This window comes from Streptomyces sp. AV19, from assembly GCF_015999245.1.
Classification (GTDB): Bacteria; Actinomycetota; Actinomycetes; order Streptomycetales; family Streptomycetaceae; genus Streptomyces.
In genome coordinates this window covers 177499-201655 of sequence record NZ_JAEAMR010000009.1, presented here as the reverse complement: position 1 = coordinate 201655, position 24157 = coordinate 177499, and the positions used below count along the sequence as shown (strand labels likewise).

Below are 24157 nucleotides of genomic sequence, written 5' to 3'. Positions count from 1 at the left end.
GAAGAGCCACGAAGGGCCCTTGATCTGAGCCTCATATTGCGGGGCTCAGGTCAGGGGTCAGTCCCCCCGGAACCACCTCCCCGGCTTCCGCGCGATGCGGATCAGAAGATCCTCACTGCGCCGCCGGGTTGATGGCTTCGGCTTTCCATGTCGCCCCATCGGGTGACGCCTCCCTCACATCGGCCGTCGAAATACCCGGTCGACGGCCATCTGTTGGGATTCGAGCCGGGCCCCGACGGCCGGGGTCCGGAGCGCCCCTTGAGGGAGGCGCACCTTTTGAGGGGAGGCGCACCCTGAGGTGCGTCACATGAGGAAGCTATCGCATCAACTCACCGCCTTATGACGGGATTTGCTGGCAAATCGGACCTGGTTCATCGTGGGTTAGCCGAAAAGCATGCATGCACGCTTGCTTGTTCGACCTTCCCCTGTCACTCTCCCCCCGTGCTGAGGATCGGCAACGCCTCGGGTTTCTACGGTGATCGCTTCGACGCGATGGAGGAGATGCTCACCGGTGGGCCGCTCGACGTGCTCACCGGCGACTATCTGGCCGAGTTGACCATGCTCATCCTCGGCCGGGACCGGATCAGGGATCCGGGAAAGGGCTACGCCCGCACGTTCCTGCGGCAGTTGGAGACGGGTCTCGGGCTGGCCGTCGACGCCGGGGTGCGGATCGTCGCCAATGCCGGAGGGCTCAATCCGGCGGGACTGGCCGAGCGCATCGGCGAGTTGGGCGAGCGGGTGGGCGTGCCCGTCGGGGTCGGGTACGTCACCGGGGACGATCTCCTGGGCGCGCGGGACTGGGGCGCCGGGGCCGTCACCGCCAACGCCTACCTCGGCGGGGGCGGGATCGCCGCCTGCCTGTGCGCCGGGGCCGATGTCGTGGTGACCGGCCGGGTCACGGACGCGGCGCTGGTCAGCGGGGCCGCCGCCGCGCACCACGGGTGGGGCGGGCAGGACCTCGACGCGCTCGCCGGGGCCGTCGTCGCGGGACACGTGCTGGAGTGCGGCGCCCAGGCCACCGGCGGCAATTACGCGTTCTTCGCCGAACACGACGTCCGGCACCCCGGGTTCCCGATCGCCGAGATCCACGCCGACGGCAGCTCGGTGATCACCAAGCATCCGGGGACGGGCGGCGCGGTCACCGTCGGGACCGTCACCGCCCAGCTGCTGTACGAGACCGGCGGAGCGCGGTATTCCGGCCCGGACGTCACGGCCCGGCTCGACACCGTCCGCCTCGCCCCCGACGGGCCCGACCGCGTCCGCGTCCACGGCGTGCGCGGCGAACCGCCGCCCGCCGCGCTCAAGGCGGGGATCACCAGGGCCGCCGGCTGGCGCAACGAGGTCGTCTTCGTCCTCACCGGGCTCGACGTCATCGCCAAGGCGCGGTTGATCCGGGCCCAGTTCGCGGACGTGCTCGCCGCCCGGCCGCCCGCCCGCGTGCGCTGGACGCTCGCCCGCACGGACCACCGCGACGCGTCCGTCCAGGAGGAGGCGAGCGCGCTGCTGCGGCTGGTCGTGCACGACCCGGACCCGGACGTCGTGGGCCGCGCGCTGAGCGGTGCGGCCGTCGAACTGGCGCTCTCCGGCGTCCCGGGGTTCCACCTCACCGCGCCGCCGGGGCCCGGCAGCCCGTACGGGGTCTTCGAGGCCGCGTACGTGCCGGCGGACGAGGTGCGGCACGTCGCCGTACTGCCGGACGGGACGCGGGTGCCCATACCGTCCCCATCGTCCACTGCCACGGAAGAGCCCCTGCCGGAACCCGCTCTCCCCGAGCCCCTCCCCGCCGGCCCCGCCCGGCACGCCCCCCTCGGCCTCGTCGCGGGGGCCCGCAGCGGGGACAAGGGAGGCGACGCCAACGTCGGCGTCTGGGTCCGGACCGAGGACGCCTGGCGGTGGCTGGCCCACGAGCTCACCGCCGAACGCTTCCGCCAACTCCTCCCGGAAACGGCCGAACTGCCCGTCACCCGGCACGTCCTGCCCCGCCTCCGCGCCCTCAACTTCGTCGTCGAAGGGCTCCTCGGGCGGGGCGTCGCCGAGAACGTCCGCTTCGACCCGCAGGCCAAGGCCGTGGGGGAGTGGCTGCGCTCCCGTTACGTCGAGATACCCGAGGTGCTGCTTTGAACCCTCCCCCGGTCGAAGCAGGGGATTCCTGGCTCACGTTGCCTGTGGGTCGACGACCCGACAGGTCTTGCACGATCAACACCAGCCGGGTTGGAACCAGCCCGGTTGTCTTCAAGAACAAGGGATGTGCGCATGCTTGGTTCTCGCGAGGCGCAGTACACACCGTACCCGGTTATGCGGTTGGAGGCATAGGTTTCCGATGACCGTCCTGACCTCGCGGCTCGACACCGCCGGAGCCGAGTACGCGGCCCACCGCGCCGCCATGCTCGACAAGCTCGCCGAGGTCGGGGCCGCCCACGCGCAGGCGGTCGCCGGGGGCGGCGAGAAGTACGCCGCCCGGCACCGGGCGCGCGGCAGGCTGCTGCCCCGCGAGCGGATCGAGCTGCTGCTGGACCCGGACACCCCGTTCCTGGAGCTCTCCCCCCTCGCCGCCTGGGGCAGCGAGTACGCCGTGGGGGCCTCCCTGGTCACCGGCATCGGCGTGATCTGTGGTGTGGAGTGCCTGATCAGCGCCAACGACCCGACCGTGCGCGGCGGGGCGAGCAACCCGTGGACGCTGCGGAAGTCCCTGCGCGCCCACGGGATCGCCCGCGCCAACCGGCTGCCCGTCGTCGCCCTCGTGGAGTCCGGCGGCGCGGACCTGACCGGGCAGAGCGAGATCTTCGTCCCGGGCGGCGCGCTGTTCAAGGACCTCACCCGGCTGTCCGCCGCCGGGATCCCGACGATCGCCGTCGTCCTCGGCAACTCCACGGCCGGCGGCGCGTACGTCCCCGGCATGTCCGACCACGTCGTCATGGTCGCGGACCGGGCCAAGGTCTTCCTCGGCGGTCCGCCGCTGGTCAGGATGGCCACCGGCGAGGAGGCGGACGACGAGTCGCTGGGCGGGGCGGACATGCACGCGCGGGTGTCCGGCCTCGCCGACCACTACGCCGTCGACGAGCACGACGCCTTGCGCCAGGCCCGGCGCATCGTCGCCCGGCTCAACCGGCGCAAGGCGCACCCCGATCCGCCGCCCGCCGCACCGCCCCGGTACGCGGAGGAGGAACTGCTGGGCATCGTCCCCGGCGACCTCCGCAGCCCCTTCGACCCGCGCGAGATCGTCGCCCGGATCGTCGACGACTCCGACTTCGACGAGTTCAAGCCGCTCTACGGGGCGGGGTTGACGACGGGCTGGGCGCGGCTGCACGGCTATCCGCTGGGCATCCTCGCCAACGCGCAGGGGGTGTTGTTCAGCGCGGAGTCGCAGAAGGCGGCGCAGTTCATCCAGCTCGCCAACCAGCGCGACGTCCCGCTGCTGTTCCTGCACAACACGACGGGCTACATGGTCGGCCGGGCCTACGAGCAGGGCGGCATCGTCAAGCACGGCGCCATGATGATCAACGCGGTGTCCAACTCCCGTGTGCCGCATCTGTCGTTGCTCGTCGGCGCGTCGTACGGGGCCGGTCACTACGGCATGTGCGGACGGGCCTACGACCCGCGCTTCCTGTTCTCCTGGCCGGGTGCCAAGTCCGCCGTGATGGGCCCGCAGCAGCTCGCCGGCGTCCTGTCGATCGTCGCCCGGGCGGCGGCGGAGGCCAAGGGGCAGCCGTACGACGAGGAGGCGGACGCGGCGCTGCGGGCGGCGGTGGAGCGGAAGGTCGAGGCGGAGTCGCTGCCGCTGTTCCTGTCCGGGCGGCTGTACGACGACGGGGTCATCGACCCGCGCGACACCCGCACGGTCCTCGGGATGTGTCTGTCGGCCGTGCACAACGCGCCTGTGGAGGGGGTCCGGGGTGGTTTCGGCGTCTTCCGGATGTGAACCTGCCGTGATCCGTTCGGTGCTGGTCGCCAACCGGGGCGAGATCGCCCGCCGGGTCTTCCGCACCTGCCGGGAGCTGGGGATCGCGACCGTCGCCGTCCACTCGGACGCCGACGCCCGCGCCCGGCACGTGAGGGAGGCGGATGCGGCCGTCCGCCTGCCGGGCGACGCCCCGGCGGACACCTATCTGCGCGGCGACCTGATCGTCGCGGCCGCCCGCGCGGCGGGCGCGGACGCCGTGCACCCCGGCTACGGATTCCTGTCCGAGGACCCGGAGTTCGCGCGCGCGGTGGAGGCGGCGGGGCTGGTGTGGATCGGGCCGCCGCCCGGGGCGATGGAGGCGATGGCGTCCAAGACGCGGGCCAAGCGGATCGCGGCCAAGGCCGGGGTGCCGGTACTGGCCCCGCTCGGCCGGGACACCGTGCGCGCCGCCGACCTGCCCGTGCTCGTCAAGGCCGCGGCGGGCGGGGGCGGCCGCGGCATGCGGGTGGTGCGCGAACTCCCGGTCCTGGCGGGGGCTTTGGAGGCCGCCAGGGCCGAGGCCGCGGCGGCCTTCGGCGACGGCGAGGTGTTCGTCGAGCCGTACGTGGAGGGCGGCCGGCACGTCGAGGTGCAGGTCCTCGCGGACGCGCACGGCACGGTGTGGACGCTGGGCACCCGCGACTGCTCGCTCCAGCGCCGCCACCAGAAGGTGATCGAGGAGGCGCCCGCCCCCGGCCTGCCGGCGGGGCCGGCCGACGCGCTGTGCGCGCACGCGGCGGCGCTGGCGAAGACCGTGGGATACGCCGGCGCCGGGACCGTGGAGTTCCTGCTCGACGGGCGGGGGCGGGCGTGGTTCCTGGAGATGAACACCCGCCTCCAGGTGGAGCACCCGGTGACCGAGTGCGTGTACGGCGTCGACCTGGTCGCCCTGCAACTGCGGGTGGCGGAGGGCCGCCGGCTCGCGGAGCGGCCCCCGGAGGCGTCCGGACACGCCGTCGAGGCCCGCCTCTGCGCCGAGGACCCCGCCCGCGACTGGCGGCCCTGGACGGGACCGGTGCACGCGCTGGAGGTGCCGGAGGGGACCGGTCTGCGCGTGGACGCGGGCGTCGGCGCGGGCGACGCGGTCGGCCCGCACTACGACGCGCTGCTCGCCAAGGTCGTGGCCCACGCCCCCGACCGCCCGTCCGCCCTGCACCGCCTCGCCCGCGCCCTGGAACGCGCCCGCGTCCACGGGCCGGTCACCAACCGGGACCTGCTCGTGGGCTCGCTGCGCCACCCGGAGTTCGCGGCGGGGGCGGCGGACACCGGCTTCTACGACCGCCACCTGGACGAACTGGCCGCGCACGACGAGGCGTTCACCGGGTACGCCGCCCTGGCGGCCGCCCTCGCCGACGCCCAGGGGCGCTCCCGCTTCGGCGGCTGGCGCAACGTCCCGTCCGGGCCCCAGGTCAAGCGGCTGCGCCCGGAGCCCGACGGGACGGAGCACGAGGTCCGCTACCGGATCGGCCGCGACGGCCTGGAGGGCGTGCCCGGCGTGCGCCTGGTGGCGGCCGCGCGGGACCATGTGGCGCTGGAGATCGACGGGGTGCGGCGGCCGTTCGACGTCGCGTTCCACGGCCCGTCGTCCGTGTACGTCGACTCCCCGCTCGGCGCCCGGTCGTTCACCCTGCTGCCCCGCCTCCCCGAGCCCGCGCCGCGGACCGAGCCGGGGTCGCTGCTCGCCCCCATGCCGGGCACGGTCGTCCGGATCGCCGACGGCCTCGCGCCGGGCGACCCGGTGGAGGCCGGGCAAGTGCTGCTGTGGGTCGAGGCGATGAAGATGGAACACCGCGTCACCGCCCCGGCGTCCGGTACTCTCACCGCCCTGCACGCCGCCCCGGGGCGCCGGGTCGCCACCGGGGACCTGCTCGCCGTCGTCACACGGGAGGATCACTCATGAGTATTGTTCCGACCGAACTCCTCGATCTGCGCGCCGCCGTGGCCGCGCTGGGCGCCCGTGCTCGCGATCCCGAGGAGCTGTGGGCGGAGGCGGGCAAGCTCGGATACCTGGGTGTCAACCTGCCCGCCGAGTACGGCGGGGGCGGCGGCGGGATCACCGAGCTCGCCGTCGTCCTGGAGGAACTGGCCGCCACGGGCAATCCGTTGACGCTGATGGTCGTCTCGCCCGCCATCTGCGGCACGGTGATCTCCCGGTTCGGCACCGAGGCGCAGAAACGGGCCTGGCTGCCGGGGCTGGCGTCCGGTGGCCTGCGCATGTCCTTCGGCATCACCGAGCCCGAGGCCGGTTCCAACACGCACCGCATCACCACCACCGCCCGCCGTGACGGGGACGGGTGGGTGCTCAGGGGCCGCAAGGTCTTCATCTCCGGGGTGGACGCGACCGACGCCACGATGGTCGTCGCCCGCACCGAGGGGCGCGGGCCCTGCCTGTTCGTCGTCGACCGGGACGCGCCGGGCTTCCGGCGCACCGCGATCCCCATGGAACTCCAGGGCGATCTGCGGCAGTTCGAGCTCGTCCTGGACGACGTCCGGCTGCCGGCCGAGGCGCTCGTCGGCGACGAGGACGCCGGGCTGCTCCAGCTCTTCGCCGGGCTCAACCCCGAGCGGATCATGACGGCCGCGTTCGCGCTGGGGCTCGCCCGGTACGCGCTGGGGCGCGCCGTCGACTACGCCCGCACCCGCGAGGTGTGGGACCGGCCCATCGGCGCCCACCAGGCCATAGCCCACCCGCTGGCCCGGGCCCACATCGACATCGAGCTGGCCCGGCTGATGACCGGGCGGGCGGCCCGGCTCTACGACGACGGGGACGACGCGGGGGCGGGCGAGGCCGCGAACATGGCCAAGTACGCCGCCGCCGAGGCCGCCGTGCGCACCGTCGACCAGGCGGTGCACACGCTCGGGGGGAACGGCCTGACCCGGGAGTACGGGCTGGCCGCGCTGATCACGGCGGTGCGGGTGACGCGCGTGGCGCCGGTCAGCCGCGAGATGATCCTCAACTACGTCTCGCACCACACGCTCGGACTGCCCAAGTCCTACTGAGAGGTTCCCGTGACGATCGTCCGCCGCACACATGACGACGGAGCCGTGCTCCTGACCCTCGACTCCCCGGCCAACCGCAACGCGCTCTCCGGACGGCTCGTCGGCGAGCTGCGCCGGGCGCTGGAGGAGGCGGGGGAGGACCCGGCGGTCCGGTTCGTCGTCCTCGGCCACACGGGTCCGGCGTTCTGCTCGGGCGCGGACCTCACCGAGGACCCGCCGATGGCACCGCTCGAACTCGTGCGGCTGCTGCGGACGGTCGTCGAGCTGCCGAAGCCGGTCGTGGCCCGGGTCAACGGGCATGTGCGGGCGGGTGGTTCGGGGCTGGTGGGGGCCTGTGATGTCGCGGTGGCGGGTGAGGCGTCCTCGTTCGCCTTCACGGAGGCCAGGATCGGGGTCGCGCCGGCCGTCGTCTCGCTGACGCTGCTGCCGCGCCTCGATCCGCGGGCGGTGTCGCGGTACTACCTGACCGGGGAGGTGTTCGACGCGGGGGAGGCCATGCGGATCGGTCTGGTGACCGCGCCCGAGGACGCGCTGCCGTCGGTGCTGGAGGGGCTGCGCGCGGCCTCGCCGCAGGGCCTGGCCGAGTCGAAGGCGCTGGCCACACAGGCCGTGCGGGCCGCGTTCGCGCGGGACGCGGAGCGGCTCGCGGCGCTGTCGGGGCGGCTGTTCGGCTCGGCGGAGGCGCGCTCGCGGATCGCGGCATGGCGGCGGTGACCGACGCCCGGCTCGCCCGGGGCGCGTCGACGCGGCGACGGCTGATGGACGCGGCGGCGGTGTGCCTGGCGGAGTACGGGTGGGCCGGCTCGACGGTGTCGGTGGTGGCGGAGCGGGCGGGGGTGTCGCGGGGGGCGCTGCAGCACCATTTCCCCACGCGGGAGGACTTGTTCACGTCGGCGGTGGAGCATGTCGCGGAGCGGCAGTCGGTGGCGTTGCGGGGGCTGGCGGGCGCGGGCGCGGGGCCGGTGGTCCGCGCGATCGTGGACCTCTACACGGGCCCGCTCTTCCGCGCGGCCCTGCACCTGTGGGTCGCGGCGTCGACCGAGCCCGGGCTGCGGTCCCGGGTCGTCGAACTGGAGGCCCGCATCGGACGGGAGGCGCACCGCAGGGCGGTCGAGCTGCTCGAGGTGGACGAGCGGGTGCCCGGCGCCCGCGAAACGGTCCAGGGCCTGCTGGACATGGCGAGGGGGCTGGGCCTGGCGTCCCTGCTGACGGACGACGGGAGGAGGCGGGAGCGGGTCGTGGACCGGTGGGTGGTCATCGTGGAGGCGGCGCTGGGCGCGGGCCTTTGAGAGTGCCCCGGACCCGCCCTTTCACCGTTTCTCGCCGCGCTCCGCGCGGTTTGTCCTCAAACGCCGGACGGGCTGAATCGGCGCGCCAATCCAGCCCGTCCGGCGCTTGAGGACGAGCGGCGAAGCCGCGATACGGGGTCCGGGGCGGAGCCCCGAAGCGGGGTGCAGGGGGCGGAGCCCCCGCTCACCGCGCGGAGCGCGGTGCCGGCCGAGGGGCGGAGCCCCGGGGGAAACGGTGAAAGGGCGGGACCGGGGCACATCCAAGGGCCCCCGCCCCAACTACCGCCCGGTGTAACCGGGAACCTCCCGCGGGTCCCGAGGGCCAGGGCCCACGTACCGAGCAGACGGCCGCACCAGCCGCCCCGTCCGCCTCTGCTCAAGAATGTGCGCACTCCACCCCGCCGTCCGCGCACACGTGAACATCGACGTGAACATGTGCGCCGGCACCTCCGCGAAGTCCAGCACGATCGCCGCCCAGAACTCGACGTTCGTCGCCAGCACCCGGTCCGGGCGCCGGTTGTGGAGCTCCTCCAGGGCCGCCTTCTCCAGCGCCTCCGCGACCTCGAAGCGCGGCGCGCCCAGCTCCTTCGCCGTGCGCCGCAGCACCCGCGCCCGCGGGTCCTCCGCGCGGTAGACCCGGTGGCCGAAGCCCATCAGACGCTCGCCGTTGTCCAGCGCCCGCCGCACGTACGCCGACGCGTCCCCGCTCCGTTCGATCTCCTCGATCATGCCGAGGACGCGGGACGGCGCACCGCCGTGCAGCGGGCCGGACATGGCGCCGACGGCGCCCGACAGCGCGGCGGCGACGTCGGCGCCCGTCGACGCGATGACGCGGGCCGTGAACGTCGAGGCGTTCATGCCGTGTTCGGCCGCGGACGTCCAGTACGCGTCGACCGCCGCGACGTGCCGCGGATCCGGCTCGCCCCGCCACCGCTTCATGAAGCGCTCGACGACCGTCTCCGCCTTGTCGATCTCCCGCTGCGGCACCATCGGCAGCCCCTGCCCGCGCGCGGACTGCGCGACGTAGGACAGGGCCATGACGGCCGCCCGCGCGAGGTTGTCCCGCGCGGTGGCCTCGTCGATGTCGAGGAGCGGTTTCAGGCCCCAGACGGGGGCGAGCATGGCGAGCGCGGACTGCACGTCGACGCGGATGTCACCGGAGTGGACGGGGATCGGGAACGGCTCGGCGGGCGGCAGGCCGGGGTTGAAGGACCCGTCGACCAGCAGCCCCCACACGTTCCCGAAGGACACGTGGCCGACCAAGTCCTCGATGTCGACGCCCCGGTAGCGGAGGGCGCCGCCCTCCTTGTCGGGTTCGGCGATCTCCGTCTCGAACGCGACGACTCCCTCGAGTCCGGGTACGAAATCGGACATCAGGCGGCTCCTCGTGGTGTGTTCGACAAGCGACGGTGGCCGTGCCGGTGTCCCCTGCCGGTGCGTGCGATGTCTGCTGCTGTGTGCTGCCGGGGCTGCTCCCGACGCGCCCCTGGTGGCCTGCCGGCCGGACGGTTCGCCGGGACGGTTCCGCGGCCGCGGTGGCGCGGCTCGCGATCCGTGCCGGTCTTCCCGGTCATGCCCCGTGCGGGGGCGGTTCACCCGGCCCTTCAGGCCGGAAACGATATCCGGTGGTGCGGTGCTCCCACATCCGTACGACTCCGTACGACCGGCGATTTTGGCGGGTTCGCCACCTGCGGGGAAGGGTGATGTCCGGCACACGTCGCTTTTGGTCGGGGGAGAGGTTGGGAGAGGGCGTTACGGGGCACAATCATCGGTTCGCGGCGGGGAGATGCGGTGCGGACGCGCCGGGCGTGCTGCAAGATGAGCGGATGTCCCACGGTTTCGACGTCGCAGATCCCGACGGCCCGCTCGACCCCTCCGGCATGCGTGCCCAGTACCGCACGGCGGGCCTGGCGGAGGACGACCTGGCCGCCGGTCCGTACGAACAGTTCGCGCGCTGGTTCGCCGACGCGGCGGCGAGCGGGCTCGACGAACCCAACGCGATGGTGGTCTCGACGGCCGACGCCGAGGGACGTCCCAGCTCACGGACCGTACTGCTCAAGGCGTTCGACGGACGCGGCTTCGTCTTCTTCACCAACTACGGTTCGCGCAAGGGCCTGGAGATCGCCTCGAACCCGTACGTGTCGATGCTCTTCCCCTGGCATCCGATCGCTCGTCAGATCATCGTCGCGGGGCGGGCGGAGCGGATCGCGCCCGGGGAGACGGCCGCGTACTTCCGTTCCCGGCCGCACGGTTCGCAGGTCGGGGCGCTGGCGAGCGCCCAGTCGACCGTGGTCGCCTCGCGCGCGGAGATCGACGCGGCGTACGCGCGACTGGCGGCGCGCTACCCGGAGGGGACGGACGTGCCGGTGCCCACGGAGTGGGGCGGGATCCGGGTGGTGCCCGAGAGCGTGGAGTTCTGGCAGGGGCGGGAGAACCGGCTGCACGACCGGCTGCGGTACGTACGGGCCGGGGAGGGCTGGCGGGTGGAGCGCCTCTGCCCGTAGCGCCCCAAAGGGCTTTGTGCGGACGGTCCGTGGGCCGGTGACCCGGGCGCCGGAGAGGACGCCCGGGTGCCGAGCGGACGACTCGGCGGCCCACGGACCGGGTGACTGCTGGGATTTGGCCGACGGCACCGCCGTCGACACCGATGCGCTGTGCGCGACGGCGGGCGTCAGCCCGCAGTCACCTCACGCGTCCGGACGAAAACCATCTGTCCGATCACCTCCCTTCTCGTGTGCCCCACACACTAGGGAGCCCCTCCGGGCACCACAACCGAATTTCCCGGTGCACCGATTTCGCCGAAGACGGTGTGGTGCGGGGCGGCGTCGAGTTGAATGACCCGTCGTGCAGGACATGCAGACGCGTCCAGCTGGGGGTATCTCGTGACCGCTCCACACCACTTCGGTCCCGCCCGCCACGAGGCTGCGGCCGACGGCGAGGACCACGACCTGCTCGTGGCCCTGCTCGACGGCATGGACGCGGCACTGTGCGCGTTCGACGCCGAGGGCACGGTCACCCACTGGAACCGGGAGGCCGAGCGGATCCTCGGCTGGACCGCCGAGGAGGCCGTCGGCCGGCCCGGCCTGGCCGGCTGGGCGGTGCGCGAGGCGGACGCGCCGGAGGTCACCGCCCGGCTGCTCGGCGCGATGCAGGCGCAGGGCCGCCAGGTGGACGAGTTCGCGCTGCTGACCAAGGAGGGCGGCCGGGTCCTGGTGCGGGTCCAGTCGTCGGCCGTGCCCGGCGCGGACGGCAGTCCGGCGGGGGTCTACTGCGCGTTCAGCGAGGTGCACACGCAGATCGACCTGGAGCGGTCGGTGGCGCTGAGCGAGGCGCTGTTCGGCGACGCGTCCTGGGGCGTCGTCCTGGTCGACGCGGACCTGCGCCCGGCCCTCGCCAACGCGCACGCCGCCCGGGCGCTGCGCACCAGCCGTTCCGCGCTGCTCGGCCGCCCGCTGGGCGACCTGCTCGAACAGGGCCTGGACGACGTGGAGAGTGCCCTCCAGCACGTCCTGGCCTCGGGTCCGCCGCCGGCGCCGACGGAGCTGTGGGTGTCGGTGAAGGGCGCGGGCGAGGACGGCGGCGCGGGGGAGCGGCGCTGCTGGCGCAGCGGCTTCCTCCGGCTGTCCACGCCGCTGGTGGAGGAGCCCGTCCCACTGGGCGTGGCATGGCTGTTCCTGGACGTGACCAAGGCGCGGCTGACCGAGCAGGAGAGCGCCCGGCTGCGGTTCCGGGGCAGTCAGCTGCACCGGGCGGGGCGCGCGGTGGCCGAGTGCGAGGACCCGATGGAGGCGGCGGCCCTCTACATGGACTTCACCCTGGCAGGCTTCGCGGACCACGCGCTGATCGACCTGCTGCCCGAGCCCGAGTCCGTCCCCCGGCGGCCGGTCCGCCTGCTGCGGGCGGCGGCGACGCCGACGGGCGCCTCCGGACCGGGCACGGCCGTGGCCGGCAGCGGCATTCCCGTGCCGTACGTGGAAGGCCACCCGGCGGTCCAGGCGGTCGAGCGCTGCGGCTCGGTGCGGGCGGTCTCGGACCGCTCGCGGGACTGGGCGCCGGCGCGGAAGTGGCCCGCGGGGACGCAGCACGCGCTCGCGACGGCGCTGCGCTCGCGGGGGCGGACGGTGGGGGTGGTGACGTTCCTCCGCGGCCCGTCGCGCCGCCCGTTCGACCGGGCGGACGCGACGTACGCGGAGGACATCGCGACACGGGTGGCGGCGTCGATCGACCTGGCGGGCACCATCAGCCCGTCCGGGGGTGCCCCCTCCGGGGGAGTTTGAGGACTGGGGGTGCCCCCTCCGGGGGAGCGCGCAGCGTGCTGCTGCGGAAACGGTGAAAGGGCGGGGCGGGGAGAGTTCGCCCCCTGGCACCCCTAGTGCCGGAAGAAGATCCGTTCCCCGTACTCCCGCAGCACCCGCCCGTTCCACTCGTGCCCGCCGTCCACGTTCCCCGACCGCAGCATCGGCGGCTCGATCCCCCGCTCGGCCAGCTCCCCGGCCGCGGACGCGACGACCGCCTGCATCACGGCGCTCGTGACCACCGTGGACGCGGGCGCGAACGGCGCCGCCACGCCCTCGGCCGTCAGCTCCGCGTCACCGATCCCGACCTTGCTGTCGATGACGACGTCGCAGTGGTCCTTGAGGAACGTCCCCGACACGTGCCGCGACTTCGTCCGCTCCGCGTACGCCAGCGACGTGACGCCGACGACCTTGAGCCCGAGCGCCCGCGCGTTGAGCGCCATCTCGACGGGCAGCGAGTTCCGCCCGGACAGGGAGACGACGATCAGGACGTCGCCGGCCTGGACGGGGCTCGTGTCGAGGACGGCGCCCGCGAGCCCGTCGACGCGCTCCAGCGCGCTGCCGAGCGTGGCGGGCGTGATGTCCACGCCCACCGTCCCCGGCACGGCGAGGAGGTTCATCAGCGCGAGCCCGCCCGCCCGGTAGACGACGTCCTGCGCGGGCAGCGACGAGTGGCCCGCGCCGAAGACGAAGAGCCGGCCGCCCGCCGCGACGGTGTCGGCGAGCATCGCCCCGGCGGCGGCGATGTGCTCCGCCTCCTCGTCGCGCACCCGCCCCAGCAGCCCGATCGCGGCGTCGAAGAACTGGCCGGCCAGCTTGTTCCCGCTCATCGCAAAGGGCTCCTCAGCATCGTCCCGGGGTCGGCGGCGTCGTCGTCGGCGCCGCGGTGGCGCGGCTCACGTTGCGCGGTTGACCTGCGCGCTGTCAATACGGAAGGGCGCGCGCCGGGGAGCCGCGGCGGGTCGTGCCCGGACGGCACGCGCCCCCCTTGTCGGCGGTATGCGTCAGAATTGGGTCCAGGGCCAGCGCACTACTTATCCGAGGGGCACGCATGTCCGGACTGATCGACACCACGGAGATGTATCTCCGCACCATCCTGGAGCTGGAGGAGGAAGGTGTGGTCCCCATGCGCGCCCGCATCGCCGAGCGGCTCGACCAGAGCGGCCCCACGGTGAGCCAGACGGTGGCCCGCATGGAGCGCGACGGGCTGGTGACGGTCGCCGGCGACCGCCACCTGGAGCTCACCGACGAGGGCCGCCGCCTGGCCACCCGGGTGATGCGCAAGCACCGCCTGGCCGAGTGTCTGCTCGTCGACGTGATCGGCCTGGAGTGGGAGCAGGTCCACGAGGAGGCCTGCCGCTGGGAGCACGTGATGAGCGAGGCCGTGGAGCGCCGCGTCCTGGAGCTCCTGCGCCACCCGACGGAGTCGCCGTACGGCAACCCGATCCCGGGCCTGGAGGAGCTGGGCGAGAAGTCCGAGGCCGACCCGTACCTCAACGACAACATGGTCAGCCTCTCGGAGCTGGTCCCCGGCGCCGAGGGCAAGACGGTGGTCGTGCGCCGGATCGGCGAGCCGATCCAGAGCGACGCCCAGCTGATGCACACCCTGCGCCGCGTGGGAGTGCAGCCGGGCGCCGTGGTCAGCGTGACGGAGTCGCCCGGTGGGGTGATGGTGGGCAGCAGCGGCGAGTCCGCCGAGCTGGCCGCGGAGGTCGCCTCGCACGTCTTCGTCGCCAAGCGCTGAGCGGGCGCCGGGCGCCGTTTTCCTCCCCAACGCCCGTGGCTCGCGGGCGGGTTGGTCATGCCGTGCCGCCGGGCGGACGCCCCCGTCCGCCCCTCGCACGGTCAACTGCCCCCTCTCCGGCCGTAGTCGGCGGAAGTCGACGGAACGCGTACATACGCCCCCGAGGCGTGTCACGCTGGCGTCGTGGCATATGCGCCCGCGCCGCACGACCTGGGAGGGGGTCCTCGATGGGACACCGGTCGCGGTGGACGTCGCGATGGACGACGCGGTGGGTATCGCGGTGGGCACGGTCGGGGGCGGAGCCCGTGACAAGGGCCCCGGCGCCCTCGCGGACGGCCGGGGCCCCGCCTCCCCGTATTCCCCCCTCGGCGACCCGGGGCCCCGAGCTCCCAGGGTGCGCCTCGCGGACCTTCTTCCCCGAGCGGTCCGCGCCCGAGTCGATTTCTCCCCTTGGCGACGACGGTCAATCCTCGGCTCCCGTCACTCGAACGAGGGGTGTTGCGTGCGACGGCCGACCCATTCGAAAGGGGGTTCCATAAGGTGGAGCTGTCCGGGGGTGAAGTGGGGGTGTCAGGAGTGATGGCGCGGCGTATCGATGTCAACGGGAGCGGTGGAGTGCGGCTCGCCGCCTGGGAGTTCGCCGACCCGCCGGAAGCCGCCGTCCCGCCCGTCCGGGTCCGGGACGGCGACCTTGGCGGGGTCCTGTTGCTGCACGGGCTGATGGGCCGCGCCGCGCACTGGGCGGAGGCCGCCCGCTGGCTCTCCACGCGGTACCGCACGGTGGCGCTCGACCAGCGGGGCCACGGCCGCAGCGAGAAGCCGGTCGGCGGCCCCTACGACCTGGACGCGTACGTGGCGGACGCGGAGGTCGTGGTCGAGCGGCTGGGCCTGGCGCCGGTCACGCTCATCGGCCACGCCATGGGCGCCCTGACGGCCTGGCGGCTGGCGGCCCGCCGGCCCGACCTGGTCCGGGCGCTGGTGATCTGCGACATGCGGGCGTCGGCGCTGGGCGCGGCGACGCAGCGCCGGTGGGGCGAGTGGTTCAAGTCCTGGCCCGTCCCGTTCGCCACGCTGGCCGACGTGCGCCGGTGGTTCGGCCAGGAGGACCCCACGCTGGAGCGCCCGGCCCCGGCCCGCGGCGACTTCTACGCGGAGGTGATGGCCGAGCGCGCGGACGGCTGGCGGCCGCTGTTCTTCCGCCGCCAGATGCTGCTGGTCCGCGAGGCGTACGCGCACGACGCGCACTGGGAGGAGCTGGCCCTGGTCGAGTGCCCGACCCTGGTCGTCCGGGGGCTGGACGGCGAGCTGGGCCGCGCGGAGGCGCAGGAGATGGTCCGCGTCCTGCCCCGCGGCCGGTACGCGGAGGTGGCGGACGCGGGGCACTTCCTCCACTACGACCAGCCCGGGGCGTGGCGGAGGGTGGCCGAGCCGTTCCTGAGGGACGCGGTGCCGGTGTGACGGCTGCCGCCTGCCGGAGGGGGCGCGCGGACGCCCCTCCGGCAGGCGCGGGGAATTAATTCAACGCTCGTTGACATCTCTGTCCGGGCGGGTGTGCACTGGTGGTAGGCCGGTCGTCGGAATCGAGCCACGGGAGGCCGCCATGTCCGCCGCCACTTTCCCCACCCCCGATGTGATCGTCGTCGGGGCCGGTCCCACCGGCCTGCTCCTGGCCGGCGACCTGGCCGCCGCCGGGGCCCGCACGGTCCTGCTGGAACGGCGCTCCCGGGAGTCCAACCTCACCCGGGCCTTCGCGGTCCACGCCCGCACCCTGGAGGCGCTCGACGCCCGCGGCCTGGCCGAACGGCTGCTCTCCACCGGCTGCTTCGTCAAGGAGTTCCGCCTCTTCGGCCGGACCGTGATCGACCTCGGCCGGCTGCCGACGAGGTTCCCGGGCGTCCTGATGACCCCGCAGTACCACGTCGAGGGGCTCCTGGAGGAGCGCGCCGTCGCGGCCGGGGCCGAACTGCGGCGCGGCGCGCGGTGCGCCGGGCTGCGGCAGGACGCGGACGGCGTCGCGGTGGACGTCGAGGGGGAGCCCGCTCTGCGCGCCCGGTACGTCGTCGGCGCGGACGGGGTGCGCAGCACCGTGCGGCAGGCGATCGGGATGCCGTTCCCGGGGCGGGCCGTGCTGGACTCCGTGATGCTCGCGGACGTCCGGCTCGACGCCTCGCCGGGGGAGGTGCCGGCGTTCCGGGGCGGGCCTGCGGGGTTCTCGTTCGTCGTCCCGTTCGGGGACGGCTGGTTCCGCGTCATCGCCTGGCGCCGGGGGACGGCGTTGCCGGCCGACGCCCCGGTGGACGTCGAGGAATTGAAGGACGTCACCCGCGCCCTCTTCGGCACCGACTTCGGCATCCGGGACGTGCGGTGGACCTCGCGCTTCCACAGCGACGAGCGGCAGGTGCCGGCCTATCGGGACGGCCGGGTCCTGCTCGCCGGGGACGCGGCCCACGTCCACTCGCCGGCGGGCGGGCTGGGGATGAACGCCGGACTCCAGGACGCGGCGAACCTGGGCTGGAAGCTGGCGGCGGTGGTGCGGGGCGGGGCCGGCGACGAACTGCTGGACAGCTACCACGCCGAGCGGCACCCGGCGGGCGAGCAGGTGCTCCGGGCCAGCGGGGCGATCCTGCGGGCCGTGCTGGCCGACTCGCCCGTGCTGCGCGGGGTGCGGAGGACGGCGGCCGCGGCGCTGCGGTTCGCGCCGTTCGCGCCGTTCGTGGTGGACCGGGTGGCGATGACGGTCTCCGGGCTCGGGATCGCGTACCCCGCGCCGCCGGGTTCGCATCCACTGGTGGGACGCCGGGCCCCCGACCTCCCGCTGGCGGAGGAGGGCCCCGGGCGGCCGGTGCGGCTGTACGAGGCGTTGCGGGCGGGGGCGTTCGTGCGGGTGGTGCCGCGGGGGGTGGACGCCGCGCGCTGGGCGCCGCCGCCGGACGCCCGCGCCGTTGTCACCGCCGTCCGGGCGGACGCGGCGCGGACGATGCTGCTGGTGCGGCCGGACGGGTACGTGGGGGAGGCGGAGGAGGTGCCGGTGGGGTGGGTGGGGGGAGTAACGCCCCAGCCCTGCCCCCAGAGGGGGCACCCCCATTTCACCGTTTCTTCCGGAGCTGCGCCCTGGGCCCACAACGCGGCTGCGCCGCGTTGACCGGGGGCTGCGCCCCCTGGCCCCCGCTTCGGGGCTCTGCCCCGGACCCCGTGTCGCGGCTTCGCCGCTCGTCCTCAATCTCCCCCGGAGGGGGTGCCCCAGGCGGGCTGACAGTGCGCGCCCGAGCTGAAGTGCGCGCCCGGGCTGGACATCCAGTGCGGGCGCGAATCCACAGGGGCCCGGGTGGACGGAGTGCCGGAAGGCAACAGCCCCTGCCAAACACTCCGCACCCTCCTACGCCGCCTGCATCTCCAGCCTCACCCCGAAATCCCGCACCGACGGCTCGTCCCGATAGGGCTGCAACCTCTGCTGGAAGTCCTCCAGATACTCCACTCCCCGGTTGGAGCGGAGCGTCCCCAGCAGCTCCAGCGCCCGCGTGCCCGTCGCGCACGCCTCCTCCACCTCGCGCTGCTGCACGTGCGCGGTGGCGAGCACCAGCAGCCCGATGGCGCGGCGGCGCACCCGGCCCTGCGGATGGTGCGCGAGGGCGTCCTCCGCATGGCGCCTCGCCGGCTCGGCCTGGCCCAGATCGCGGTGGCAATGGGCCAGTTCGTCCGACAGGTAGGCCCGGTCGAAGTGGCGGATCCACGACGGGTCGTCGCCGGAATCCGTTCCTCCGTCGGCCTGTTCGAGCTTGGTGACGGCCTTCGCCGCCACCGTCTGGCACGAGCGGGCGTCGCCCAGCAGCGCGTGCCCGCGGGCCTCCGCGGCGTGGAACATCGCCTCGACGCGCGGCGTGACCTGCCCCCGCGCCCCCTCCTGGGCCGCCTTCGCGAGCTGTGCGATCTCGCGCGGGTTGCCGAGGGAGGCGGCGAGGTGGCTCATGCTGGCGGCGAGGACGTACCCGCCGTACCCGCGGTCGCCCGCGGCCTGGGCGAGCCGCAGCGCCTGGATGTAGTACCGCTGGGCGAGCCCGGGCTGCCCGGTGTCGACGGCCATGTAGCCGGCGAGCTCCGTCAGCCGCGCCACCGCCGCGAACAGCTCCCGCCCGACCGCCTCGCGGTACGAACCGGCGAGCAGCCCGGAGACGACGCTGTTGAGGTAGTGCACGACGACGGGCCGCACGTGCCCGCTCCCGTACCGGTGGTCGAGCTCGACGAGCGCCTCCGTCGTGGACCGGACGGCCTCGACGTCGGAGACCCCGACGCGGGCGCCCGCGCTCCGCGCGACCTGCGGGTCGGCCCCGGTGATCAGCCAGTCGCGGCTGGGCTCGACCAGCGCGGACGAGGCGACCGAGGTGCCGCTGAGGAAGTCCCGGCGGCCGACGTCACTGCGCCACAGCTCGCAGACCTGCTCGATCGCCCCCATGACGGTCGGGGAGAACTGCAGGCCCACGCCGGAGGCGAGGTTCTTGCCGTTGGCCATGCCGATTTCGTCGATGGTGACGGTCCGGCCGAGCTTGCGGCCGAGCGCCTCGGCGATGACGGCCGGGGCACGTCCGCGCGGCTGCTGGCCGCGCAGCCAGCGGGCGACGGATGTCTTGTCGTAACGGAGATCGAGACCGTGCTCGGCGCCGCACATGTTGACGCGGCGTGCCAGTCCGGCATTGGAGCAGCCGGCTTCCTGGATGAGCGCCTGCAGCCGTTCGTTCGGCTGCCGCGCGACGAGTGGCCGTGCGGCCATCTGTACCCCCTGAGACTGCTATGCGTTCGCGAAGTCCATCGCGAAGTGCGGAGAAGCTGAGCCGGCTGAGAGCGCCTTCCTCTGTGATCTTTCCCCCCTGATGTCCTGAGAATGCGGGACTTTCCCGTATTGATGCCAGAGCGGTCGTGAATGCACCGGCCGTGCCCTGCTTCTGCCCGCAGGTGGCTACCCCTTCGCCGGGGCGAAGCCGCCCCTGCGCCCCCGCACATGCATCCGTGCGCCCCGTGTGCTGTTCACCGACGGGGACGGCGGGCCCGTGTCCGCCCCGTAACCCTTGGTGACAACGGGAGTTGTGATGAACGTGGAAGAGACGATCGGAGTAGGGACCCCGCGCATTCCCCAACAACGCGGTGAGCGCGTGCTCGACGCCGCGGTGCGGTACGCGGAGGAGCGGCACTGGGACGTTTACGCAGGCGCCTGGCTGGAGGCCGTGGAGGGCCGGGAGCGCTGCTCGTGCGGCAAGCTCGACTGCCCCGCCCCGGGCGCCCATCCGGGCCGTCCGGACTGGGCCGAGCAAGCCACCGGCAGCGCGGTCGGCGCGCGCCGGATGTGGGCGAAACACCCGGCCGCCTCGGTCCTGCTGCCGACGGGCCGCACGTTCGACGCGCTGGACGTCTCGGAGTCCGCCGGCTGCCTGGCGCTGGCCCGTATGGAGCGGATGGGCATCGAGCTGGGGCCGATCACCTCCACCCCGTTCCGGCGGATGCTCTTCTTCGTGCTGCCCGGCGGCGCGCTCAAGGTCGCCGACGCCGCCCGCAAGCTGGGCTGGCGGCCGTCCTCGCTGGACCTGATCGCCCGCGGCGAGGGCGACTACGTGGTGGCCCCGCCGAGCCGGGTGGGCAACCGCGGGGCCGTCCAGTGGGCGCGCCAGCCCACCGCCGCCAACCGCTGGCTGCCCGACGCGGAGGAGCTCGTCAGCGCCCTCGCCTACGCGTGCGGCGGACGGGCCGCGGACACCCGCGCGCGGTAGGGCGTTCCCCCGCGGAATCCCCGCGGGAATCCCTCCGTGCGGACGTCCCGTCGAATCCCTGACGTTTGTCACCTGTGCCCGCCCCCGCCCGAACCTAGGCTGGTTCCGGGGGCGGGGCCTGCCGCCCCTTGGGCACCACAGGAACGAGGGATGGCAGTGGGACAGGGGACCACATCCGCGGCCGTGCGGATCGAAGGGCTGTGGAAGCGGTTCGGCGAGCAAGTGGCCGTCGCCGGCGTCGATCTGGAGATACCGGCGGGGCAGTTCATCGGCCTCGTCGGCCCCAACGGGGCGGGCAAGACCACGACGCTGTCCATGGTCACCGGCCTGCTGCGGCCCGACGCCGGGCGGGTGGAGATCGCCGGGCACGACGTCTGGGCCGACCCGGCCGCCACGAAGGCGGTCATCGGCGTCCTCCCCGAGGGCCTGCGGATGTTCGAGCGGCTCTCCGGCCGCGAACTCCTCGCCTACACCGGGCGGCTGCGGGGGCTGCCCGGCGACGAGGTGGACCAGCGGGCCACCCAGCTCCTCGACGTCCTCGACCTCACGGGCGCCCAGCACAAGCTCGTCGTCGACTACTCCACCGGCATGCGCAAGAAGATCGGCCTGGCCGCCGCGCTGCTGCACAACCCCGAAGTCCTCTTCCTGGACGAGCCGTTCGAGGGAGTGGACCCGGTCTCGGCCCAGACCATCCGCCGGGTGCTGGAGCGCTACACCGCCTCCGGCGCCACGGTCGTCTTCTCCAGCCACGTCATGGAGCTGGTGGAGTCGCTCTGTTCCTGGGTCGCCGTACTGGCCGGCGGCCGCATCCGGGCACACGGCCCGGTCGCGGAGGTCCGCGGGGACGCCCCCACGCTCCAGGACGCCTTCCTCGAACTCGTCGGTGCCCGGGGGCTGTCGGAGGGCCAGACCCTCGACTGGCTGGGCGGTGCCCGATGAGCGCCGCGCCGTCCGCCGGCCTGCTCTCGCTGACGCCGGTCCTCGCCCGGCTGAAGCTGGCCCTGCTCCGCAACGGCCTGCGCCAGTCCAGCAAGCGCAAGGCCGTCTACATCGTCTCCCTCGTCCTCACCGCCCTCTTCGGCGCGCTCCAGCTGCTCGGCCTGTGGGCCCTGCGCGGCACCGGGCACGCGGCGGCGCTGACCGTGCCGCTGGCCGCGCTGCTGGCCCTGGGCTGGGCGGTCGCCCCGCTGTTCCACCCCTCCGGCGACGAGACCATGAATCCGGCCCGGCTCGCGATGCTGCCCCTGCGGCCGGCGCCGCTGGCCATGGCCCTGCTGGTCAGTTCGCTGATCGGCATGGGCCCGGCGTTCACCGTGCTGATCCTCGTCGGATCGGTGATCGCCACGGCGTACGGCGCCGGGGCGTTCGCCGTCGCCGTGCTCGCGGTGCCGCTGGCGCTGCTGGTGTGCGTGGCCCTGGCGCGGGCGGTGGCGACGGCCAACATACGGCTGCTGTCCAGCCGCAAGGGCCGCGATCTGGCCCTGCTCAGCGGCGTGATCATCGGCGTCGGCCTCCAGGCCGTCAACTTCGCCCTGCAGAAGCTGTCCGACGCGGGCCTGTCGAAGCTGGAGCCCGTCGCGGACGTGGCCCGCTGGATCCCGCCCGGCTCCGCGCTGGACGCCGTCCGGGCCGCGGGCGAGGGCGAGTACGGCCTCGCCGCCGCCGAACTCGCCCTGACCGCAGGGGTACTGGCGGCCCTGGTGTACTGGTGGCAGCGGACGCTGACGAAGGTGATGGTCTCGCCGGACTCCTCCACGCTGGCCGCGGCGGAGCCGGCGCGGGACCGGGAGCGCTCCTCGGGCACCGGCCTGTCCCGGCTGCTGCCCGCCGGGCGGGCGGGCACGGTCGCGCAGCGCTCGCTGCGGTACGCCTGGCGCGATCCCAAGACCAAGATGTCCTGGGGGTCCACCCTGGCCATCGGCGCGGCGATTCCGCTCTTCAACGTCCTCCAGGGCAACCACAGCCTCTACTTCGTGTTCATCGCCGCCACGATGATCACCAGCCAGATGTTCAACCAGCTGGGGCAGGACGGGTCCGCGTTCTGGATGGTGCTCCAGACGATCGGCTCCCGCCGCGAGGCCCTCTCCGAACTGTGGGGCCGCGCCCTGGCGTTGGTCCTCGTCACCGCGCCGTACCTGACCCTGGTGGTCACCGGCCTGGCGCTCCTCATAGGCGACTGGCGCGACTTCGCGGAGGTGCTGGGCCTGGCCCTGGCCCTGCTGGGCGGCCTCCTCGGCACGGGCGCGCTGGCCTCCGTCCTGCTGCCGTACTCCGTCCCCCAGGACAACGCGTTCAAGAACGTCGCCCCCGGCCAGACGGGCATCGCCTGGATGGGCATGCTCTGGGTCCTGGTCGGCGCGGCGGTCTGCGCCCCCCTGGCCGCCCTGACGATCTGGCTGCACGCGGCGGACGCGCGGGGCCTGTCGTGGGTGCTGCTGCCGCTGGGGGTCGTGTACGGGGCGCTGGCCGCGTGGACGGGCCTGCGGGCGGCGGCGGGACGGTTGACGCCGCGCTTGCTGGAGGTGTTGGCGGCGGCGAGCCGGGCGTAGCGGCCCCGGGGCGGGGTGCCGGGTTTTGCCCCTCCCCGCCCTTTCACCGTTTCTTCCGGGGCTGCGCCCCGGACCGGCACCGCGCTCCGCGCAGTGAGGCGGGGGCTCCGCCCCCTGCCCCCCGAAGCGCCCTCCGGGCGCTGTCCTCACGCTCCCCGGAGGGGGCGACCCCCAGACGGGCTGATCCCCCTTCGTCCCGGGACCTGACACAGGGGCCGAAGGTCGAAGTGCCCAGGATCTACGCCTACTTGGCGGTCGGTAAGTTGATCCGTTGTGTTTGTGCGTACTAGCTTGATCTGTGTGAAGATTGTCGTGCGGGTGAAGTTGCTGCCGCGGTCGGTGCATGACGCCGACGCTCTGGCCGCAACCCTGCGCGCGTGCAACCGGGGTGCGAACTGGGTATCCCGCGTCGCGTTCGAGAAAGGCCTCAGGCGGCGCAACGAGTTGCAGCAGGAGGTGTACTACGGCCTGAAGGCAGCCTTCGATCTGTCGGCGCAGCCGGCGGTGCGGGTGGTGAAAAAGGTCGTGGACGCCTATGCCACGTTGGCGGGGAACATCAGGAACGGGCAGTTGACCGGCAGGGCGCGTCGCAAGGCGGAGGCCAAGCCGGTGGTGTTCCGTGAGGACGCGGCGCAGCCGTTCGACGATCGCTGTCTGTCGTGGAGTGTGGACGCCCGTACGGTGTCGCTGTGGACGGTGGCCGGGCGGATCAAGGGCATCCCGTTCATCTGCTCCGGTGAGGCGCTGAAGCTCCTTGCGCACCGTAAGGGCGAGAGCGATCTGGTGGTGCGGGACGGCAAGTTCTTCCTCGTCGCCACTGTCGACCTGCCGGAGCCCGACGTGTACGAGCCGGAGGGCTGGCTCGGTGTGGATCTGGGCATCGTGAACGTCGCCACCACCTCGGACGGCGAGGTCATGTCCGGGCGACGGCTGAACCGGTACCGACGCCGGATGCGAAGACTGACCGCCAAGCTCCAGAAGAAGGCCACAAAGTCCGCCAAGCGACGGCTGAAGCGCATTCGTCGCCGTGAGGCCCGGTTTGCCGCCGACATCAACCATCTTGTCTCCAAGAAGCTCATCAGCACCGCTGAACGCACCTCACGCGGGGTGGCCCTGGAACAGCTCAAGGGCATCCGGCAGAGGGTCACGGCCAGGAAAGAACAGCGGTACGGACTGCACTCGTGGGCCTTCGCCCAGCTCGGCGCCTTCGTCGAGTACAAAGCCAAGCGGGCAGGGGTCCCGGTCCTGTTCGTGGACCCCCGCAACACCTCCCGCCAGTGCTCCGAGTGCAAGCACACCCATCGGTCGAACAGGGTGTCCCAGTCCTGGTTCGCGTGCCGCTCCTGTGGAGCGGTCGTGCACGCGGACCACAACGGCTCCCGCAACATCGCCCACCGGGCCGATGCTGTGTGGCAGCGGGGCGCGGTCAACCGCCCCAGCCGCGCCGGGCGACCCGCCCGGTGCGGCAGGACGCAGGCCCCCGCCGAAGCCATCGGCGGGCAGGACCTGCCATCAACGCCTGAAAGACTGGGCGCCAGGCCCAGTCCCACAGGGCTGAGAAGTTGACGCTACCCGTACAGCCTG

General features: G+C 73.6%; 18 protein-coding genes. 15 read left to right on the top strand and 3 right to left on the bottom strand.

The annotated features are described in order from the left end of the window. Positions 1-441 precede the first annotated feature (441 nt). From I5Q34_RS17355 to I5Q34_RS17330, 6 genes are all read left to right on the top strand, one after another. Entirely contained in the window at positions 442-2121 is a 1680-nt protein-coding gene (locus I5Q34_RS17355; RefSeq protein ID WP_277965524.1) for an acyclic terpene utilization AtuA family protein, read from the top strand. A gap of 199 nt (positions 2122-2320) precedes the next feature. After that, a complete protein-coding gene (locus tag I5Q34_RS17350) occupies positions 2321-3919 on the top strand; it encodes an acyl-CoA carboxylase subunit beta (protein WP_199893199.1) in 1599 nt (532 codons plus the stop codon). Between the two features lie 7 nt (positions 3920-3926). Further along, the gene (locus I5Q34_RS17345; RefSeq protein WP_199893198.1) at positions 3927-5840 is read left to right on the top strand and encodes a biotin carboxylase N-terminal domain-containing protein; all 1914 of its coding nucleotides are present in this window, start codon (positions 3927-3929) and stop codon (positions 5838-5840) included. Continuing rightward, positions 5837-6940 (top strand): acyl-CoA dehydrogenase family protein, encoded by a 1104-nt coding sequence (locus I5Q34_RS17340; RefSeq protein ID WP_199893197.1) that lies wholly within the window; start codon positions 5837-5839, stop codon positions 6938-6940. The genes I5Q34_RS17345 and I5Q34_RS17340 overlap by 4 nt, the downstream gene beginning before the upstream one ends. 9 nt (positions 6941-6949) lie before the next feature. Further along, entirely contained in the window at positions 6950-7654 is a 705-nt protein-coding gene (locus I5Q34_RS17335; RefSeq protein WP_199893196.1) for an enoyl-CoA hydratase family protein, read from the top strand. Next, a complete protein-coding gene (locus tag I5Q34_RS17330; protein WP_199893195.1) occupies positions 7642-8229 on the top strand; it encodes a TetR/AcrR family transcriptional regulator in 588 nt (195 codons plus the stop codon). The genes I5Q34_RS17335 and I5Q34_RS17330 overlap by 13 nt, the downstream gene beginning before the upstream one ends. Before the next feature lie 279 nt (positions 8230-8508). Here the strand turns inward: I5Q34_RS17330 and I5Q34_RS17325 are convergent, their stop codons facing one another. Next, a complete protein-coding gene (locus I5Q34_RS17325) occupies positions 8509-9603 on the bottom strand; it encodes a citrate synthase 2 (protein ID WP_199893194.1) in 1095 nt (364 codons plus the stop codon). Positions 9604-10055: 452 nt separating this feature from the next. Here I5Q34_RS17325 and pdxH point away from each other — a divergent pair, with 452 nt between their 5' ends. Together pdxH and I5Q34_RS17315 are read left to right on the top strand one after the other, a co-directional pair. After that, the gene (pdxH, locus tag I5Q34_RS17320; protein WP_234429053.1) at positions 10056-10733 is read left to right on the top strand and encodes a pyridoxamine 5'-phosphate oxidase; all 678 of its coding nucleotides are present in this window, start codon (positions 10056-10058) and stop codon (positions 10731-10733) included. A gap of 378 nt (positions 10734-11111) precedes the next feature. Beyond that, on the top strand, positions 11112-12506 hold the full coding sequence (locus I5Q34_RS17315; protein WP_277965525.1) for a PAS domain-containing protein: 1395 nt from the start codon (positions 11112-11114) through the stop codon (positions 12504-12506). Positions 12507-12598: 92 nt separating this feature from the next. Here I5Q34_RS17315 and I5Q34_RS17310 read toward each other — a convergent pair whose 3' ends face one another. Next, on the bottom strand, positions 12599-13354 hold the full coding sequence (locus tag I5Q34_RS17310) for an SIS domain-containing protein (RefSeq protein ID WP_199893192.1): 756 nt from the start codon (positions 13352-13354) through the stop codon (positions 12599-12601). Between the two features lie 221 nt (positions 13355-13575). Here I5Q34_RS17310 and I5Q34_RS17305 point away from each other — a divergent pair, with 221 nt between their 5' ends. From I5Q34_RS17305 to I5Q34_RS17295, 3 genes are all read left to right on the top strand, one after another. Further along, a complete protein-coding gene (locus I5Q34_RS17305; RefSeq protein ID WP_199893191.1) occupies positions 13576-14268 on the top strand; it encodes a metal-dependent transcriptional regulator in 693 nt (230 codons plus the stop codon). A gap of 579 nt (positions 14269-14847) precedes the next feature. Further along, entirely contained in the window at positions 14848-15726 is an 879-nt protein-coding gene (locus tag I5Q34_RS17300) for an alpha/beta fold hydrolase (protein ID WP_199893190.1), read from the top strand. Between the two features lie 142 nt (positions 15727-15868). Beyond that, positions 15869-17410, top strand: a complete 1542-nt coding sequence (locus I5Q34_RS17295; protein WP_199893189.1) for an FAD-dependent monooxygenase — start codon at positions 15869-15871, stop codon at positions 17408-17410. 234 nt (positions 17411-17644) lie between these two features. Here I5Q34_RS17295 and I5Q34_RS17290 read toward each other — a convergent pair whose 3' ends face one another. After that, positions 17645-19033, bottom strand: a complete 1389-nt coding sequence (locus I5Q34_RS17290; protein ID WP_199893188.1) for a transcriptional regulator — start codon at positions 19031-19033, stop codon at positions 17645-17647. Between the two features lie 316 nt (positions 19034-19349). On the opposite strand from I5Q34_RS17290, the gene I5Q34_RS17285 reads away from it, so the two are divergent. From I5Q34_RS17285 to I5Q34_RS17270, 4 genes are all read left to right on the top strand, one after another. Next, positions 19350-20024 (top strand): bifunctional DNA primase/polymerase, encoded by a 675-nt coding sequence (locus I5Q34_RS17285; RefSeq protein ID WP_199893187.1) that lies wholly within the window; start codon positions 19350-19352, stop codon positions 20022-20024. 150 nt (positions 20025-20174) lie between these two features. Then, positions 20175-20963, top strand: a complete 789-nt coding sequence (locus tag I5Q34_RS17280) for an ABC transporter ATP-binding protein (protein WP_199893186.1) — start codon at positions 20175-20177, stop codon at positions 20961-20963. After that, on the top strand, positions 20960-22573 hold the full coding sequence (locus I5Q34_RS17275; RefSeq protein WP_199893185.1) for a transporter: 1614 nt from the start codon (positions 20960-20962) through the stop codon (positions 22571-22573). The genes I5Q34_RS17280 and I5Q34_RS17275 overlap by 4 nt, the downstream gene beginning before the upstream one ends. A gap of 300 nt (positions 22574-22873) precedes the next feature. Then, positions 22874-24139, top strand: coding sequence for a transposase (locus tag I5Q34_RS17270; RefSeq protein WP_277965526.1), 1266 nt, complete (start codon positions 22874-22876; stop codon positions 24137-24139). The last annotated feature ends 18 nt before the right edge of the window (positions 24140-24157 follow it).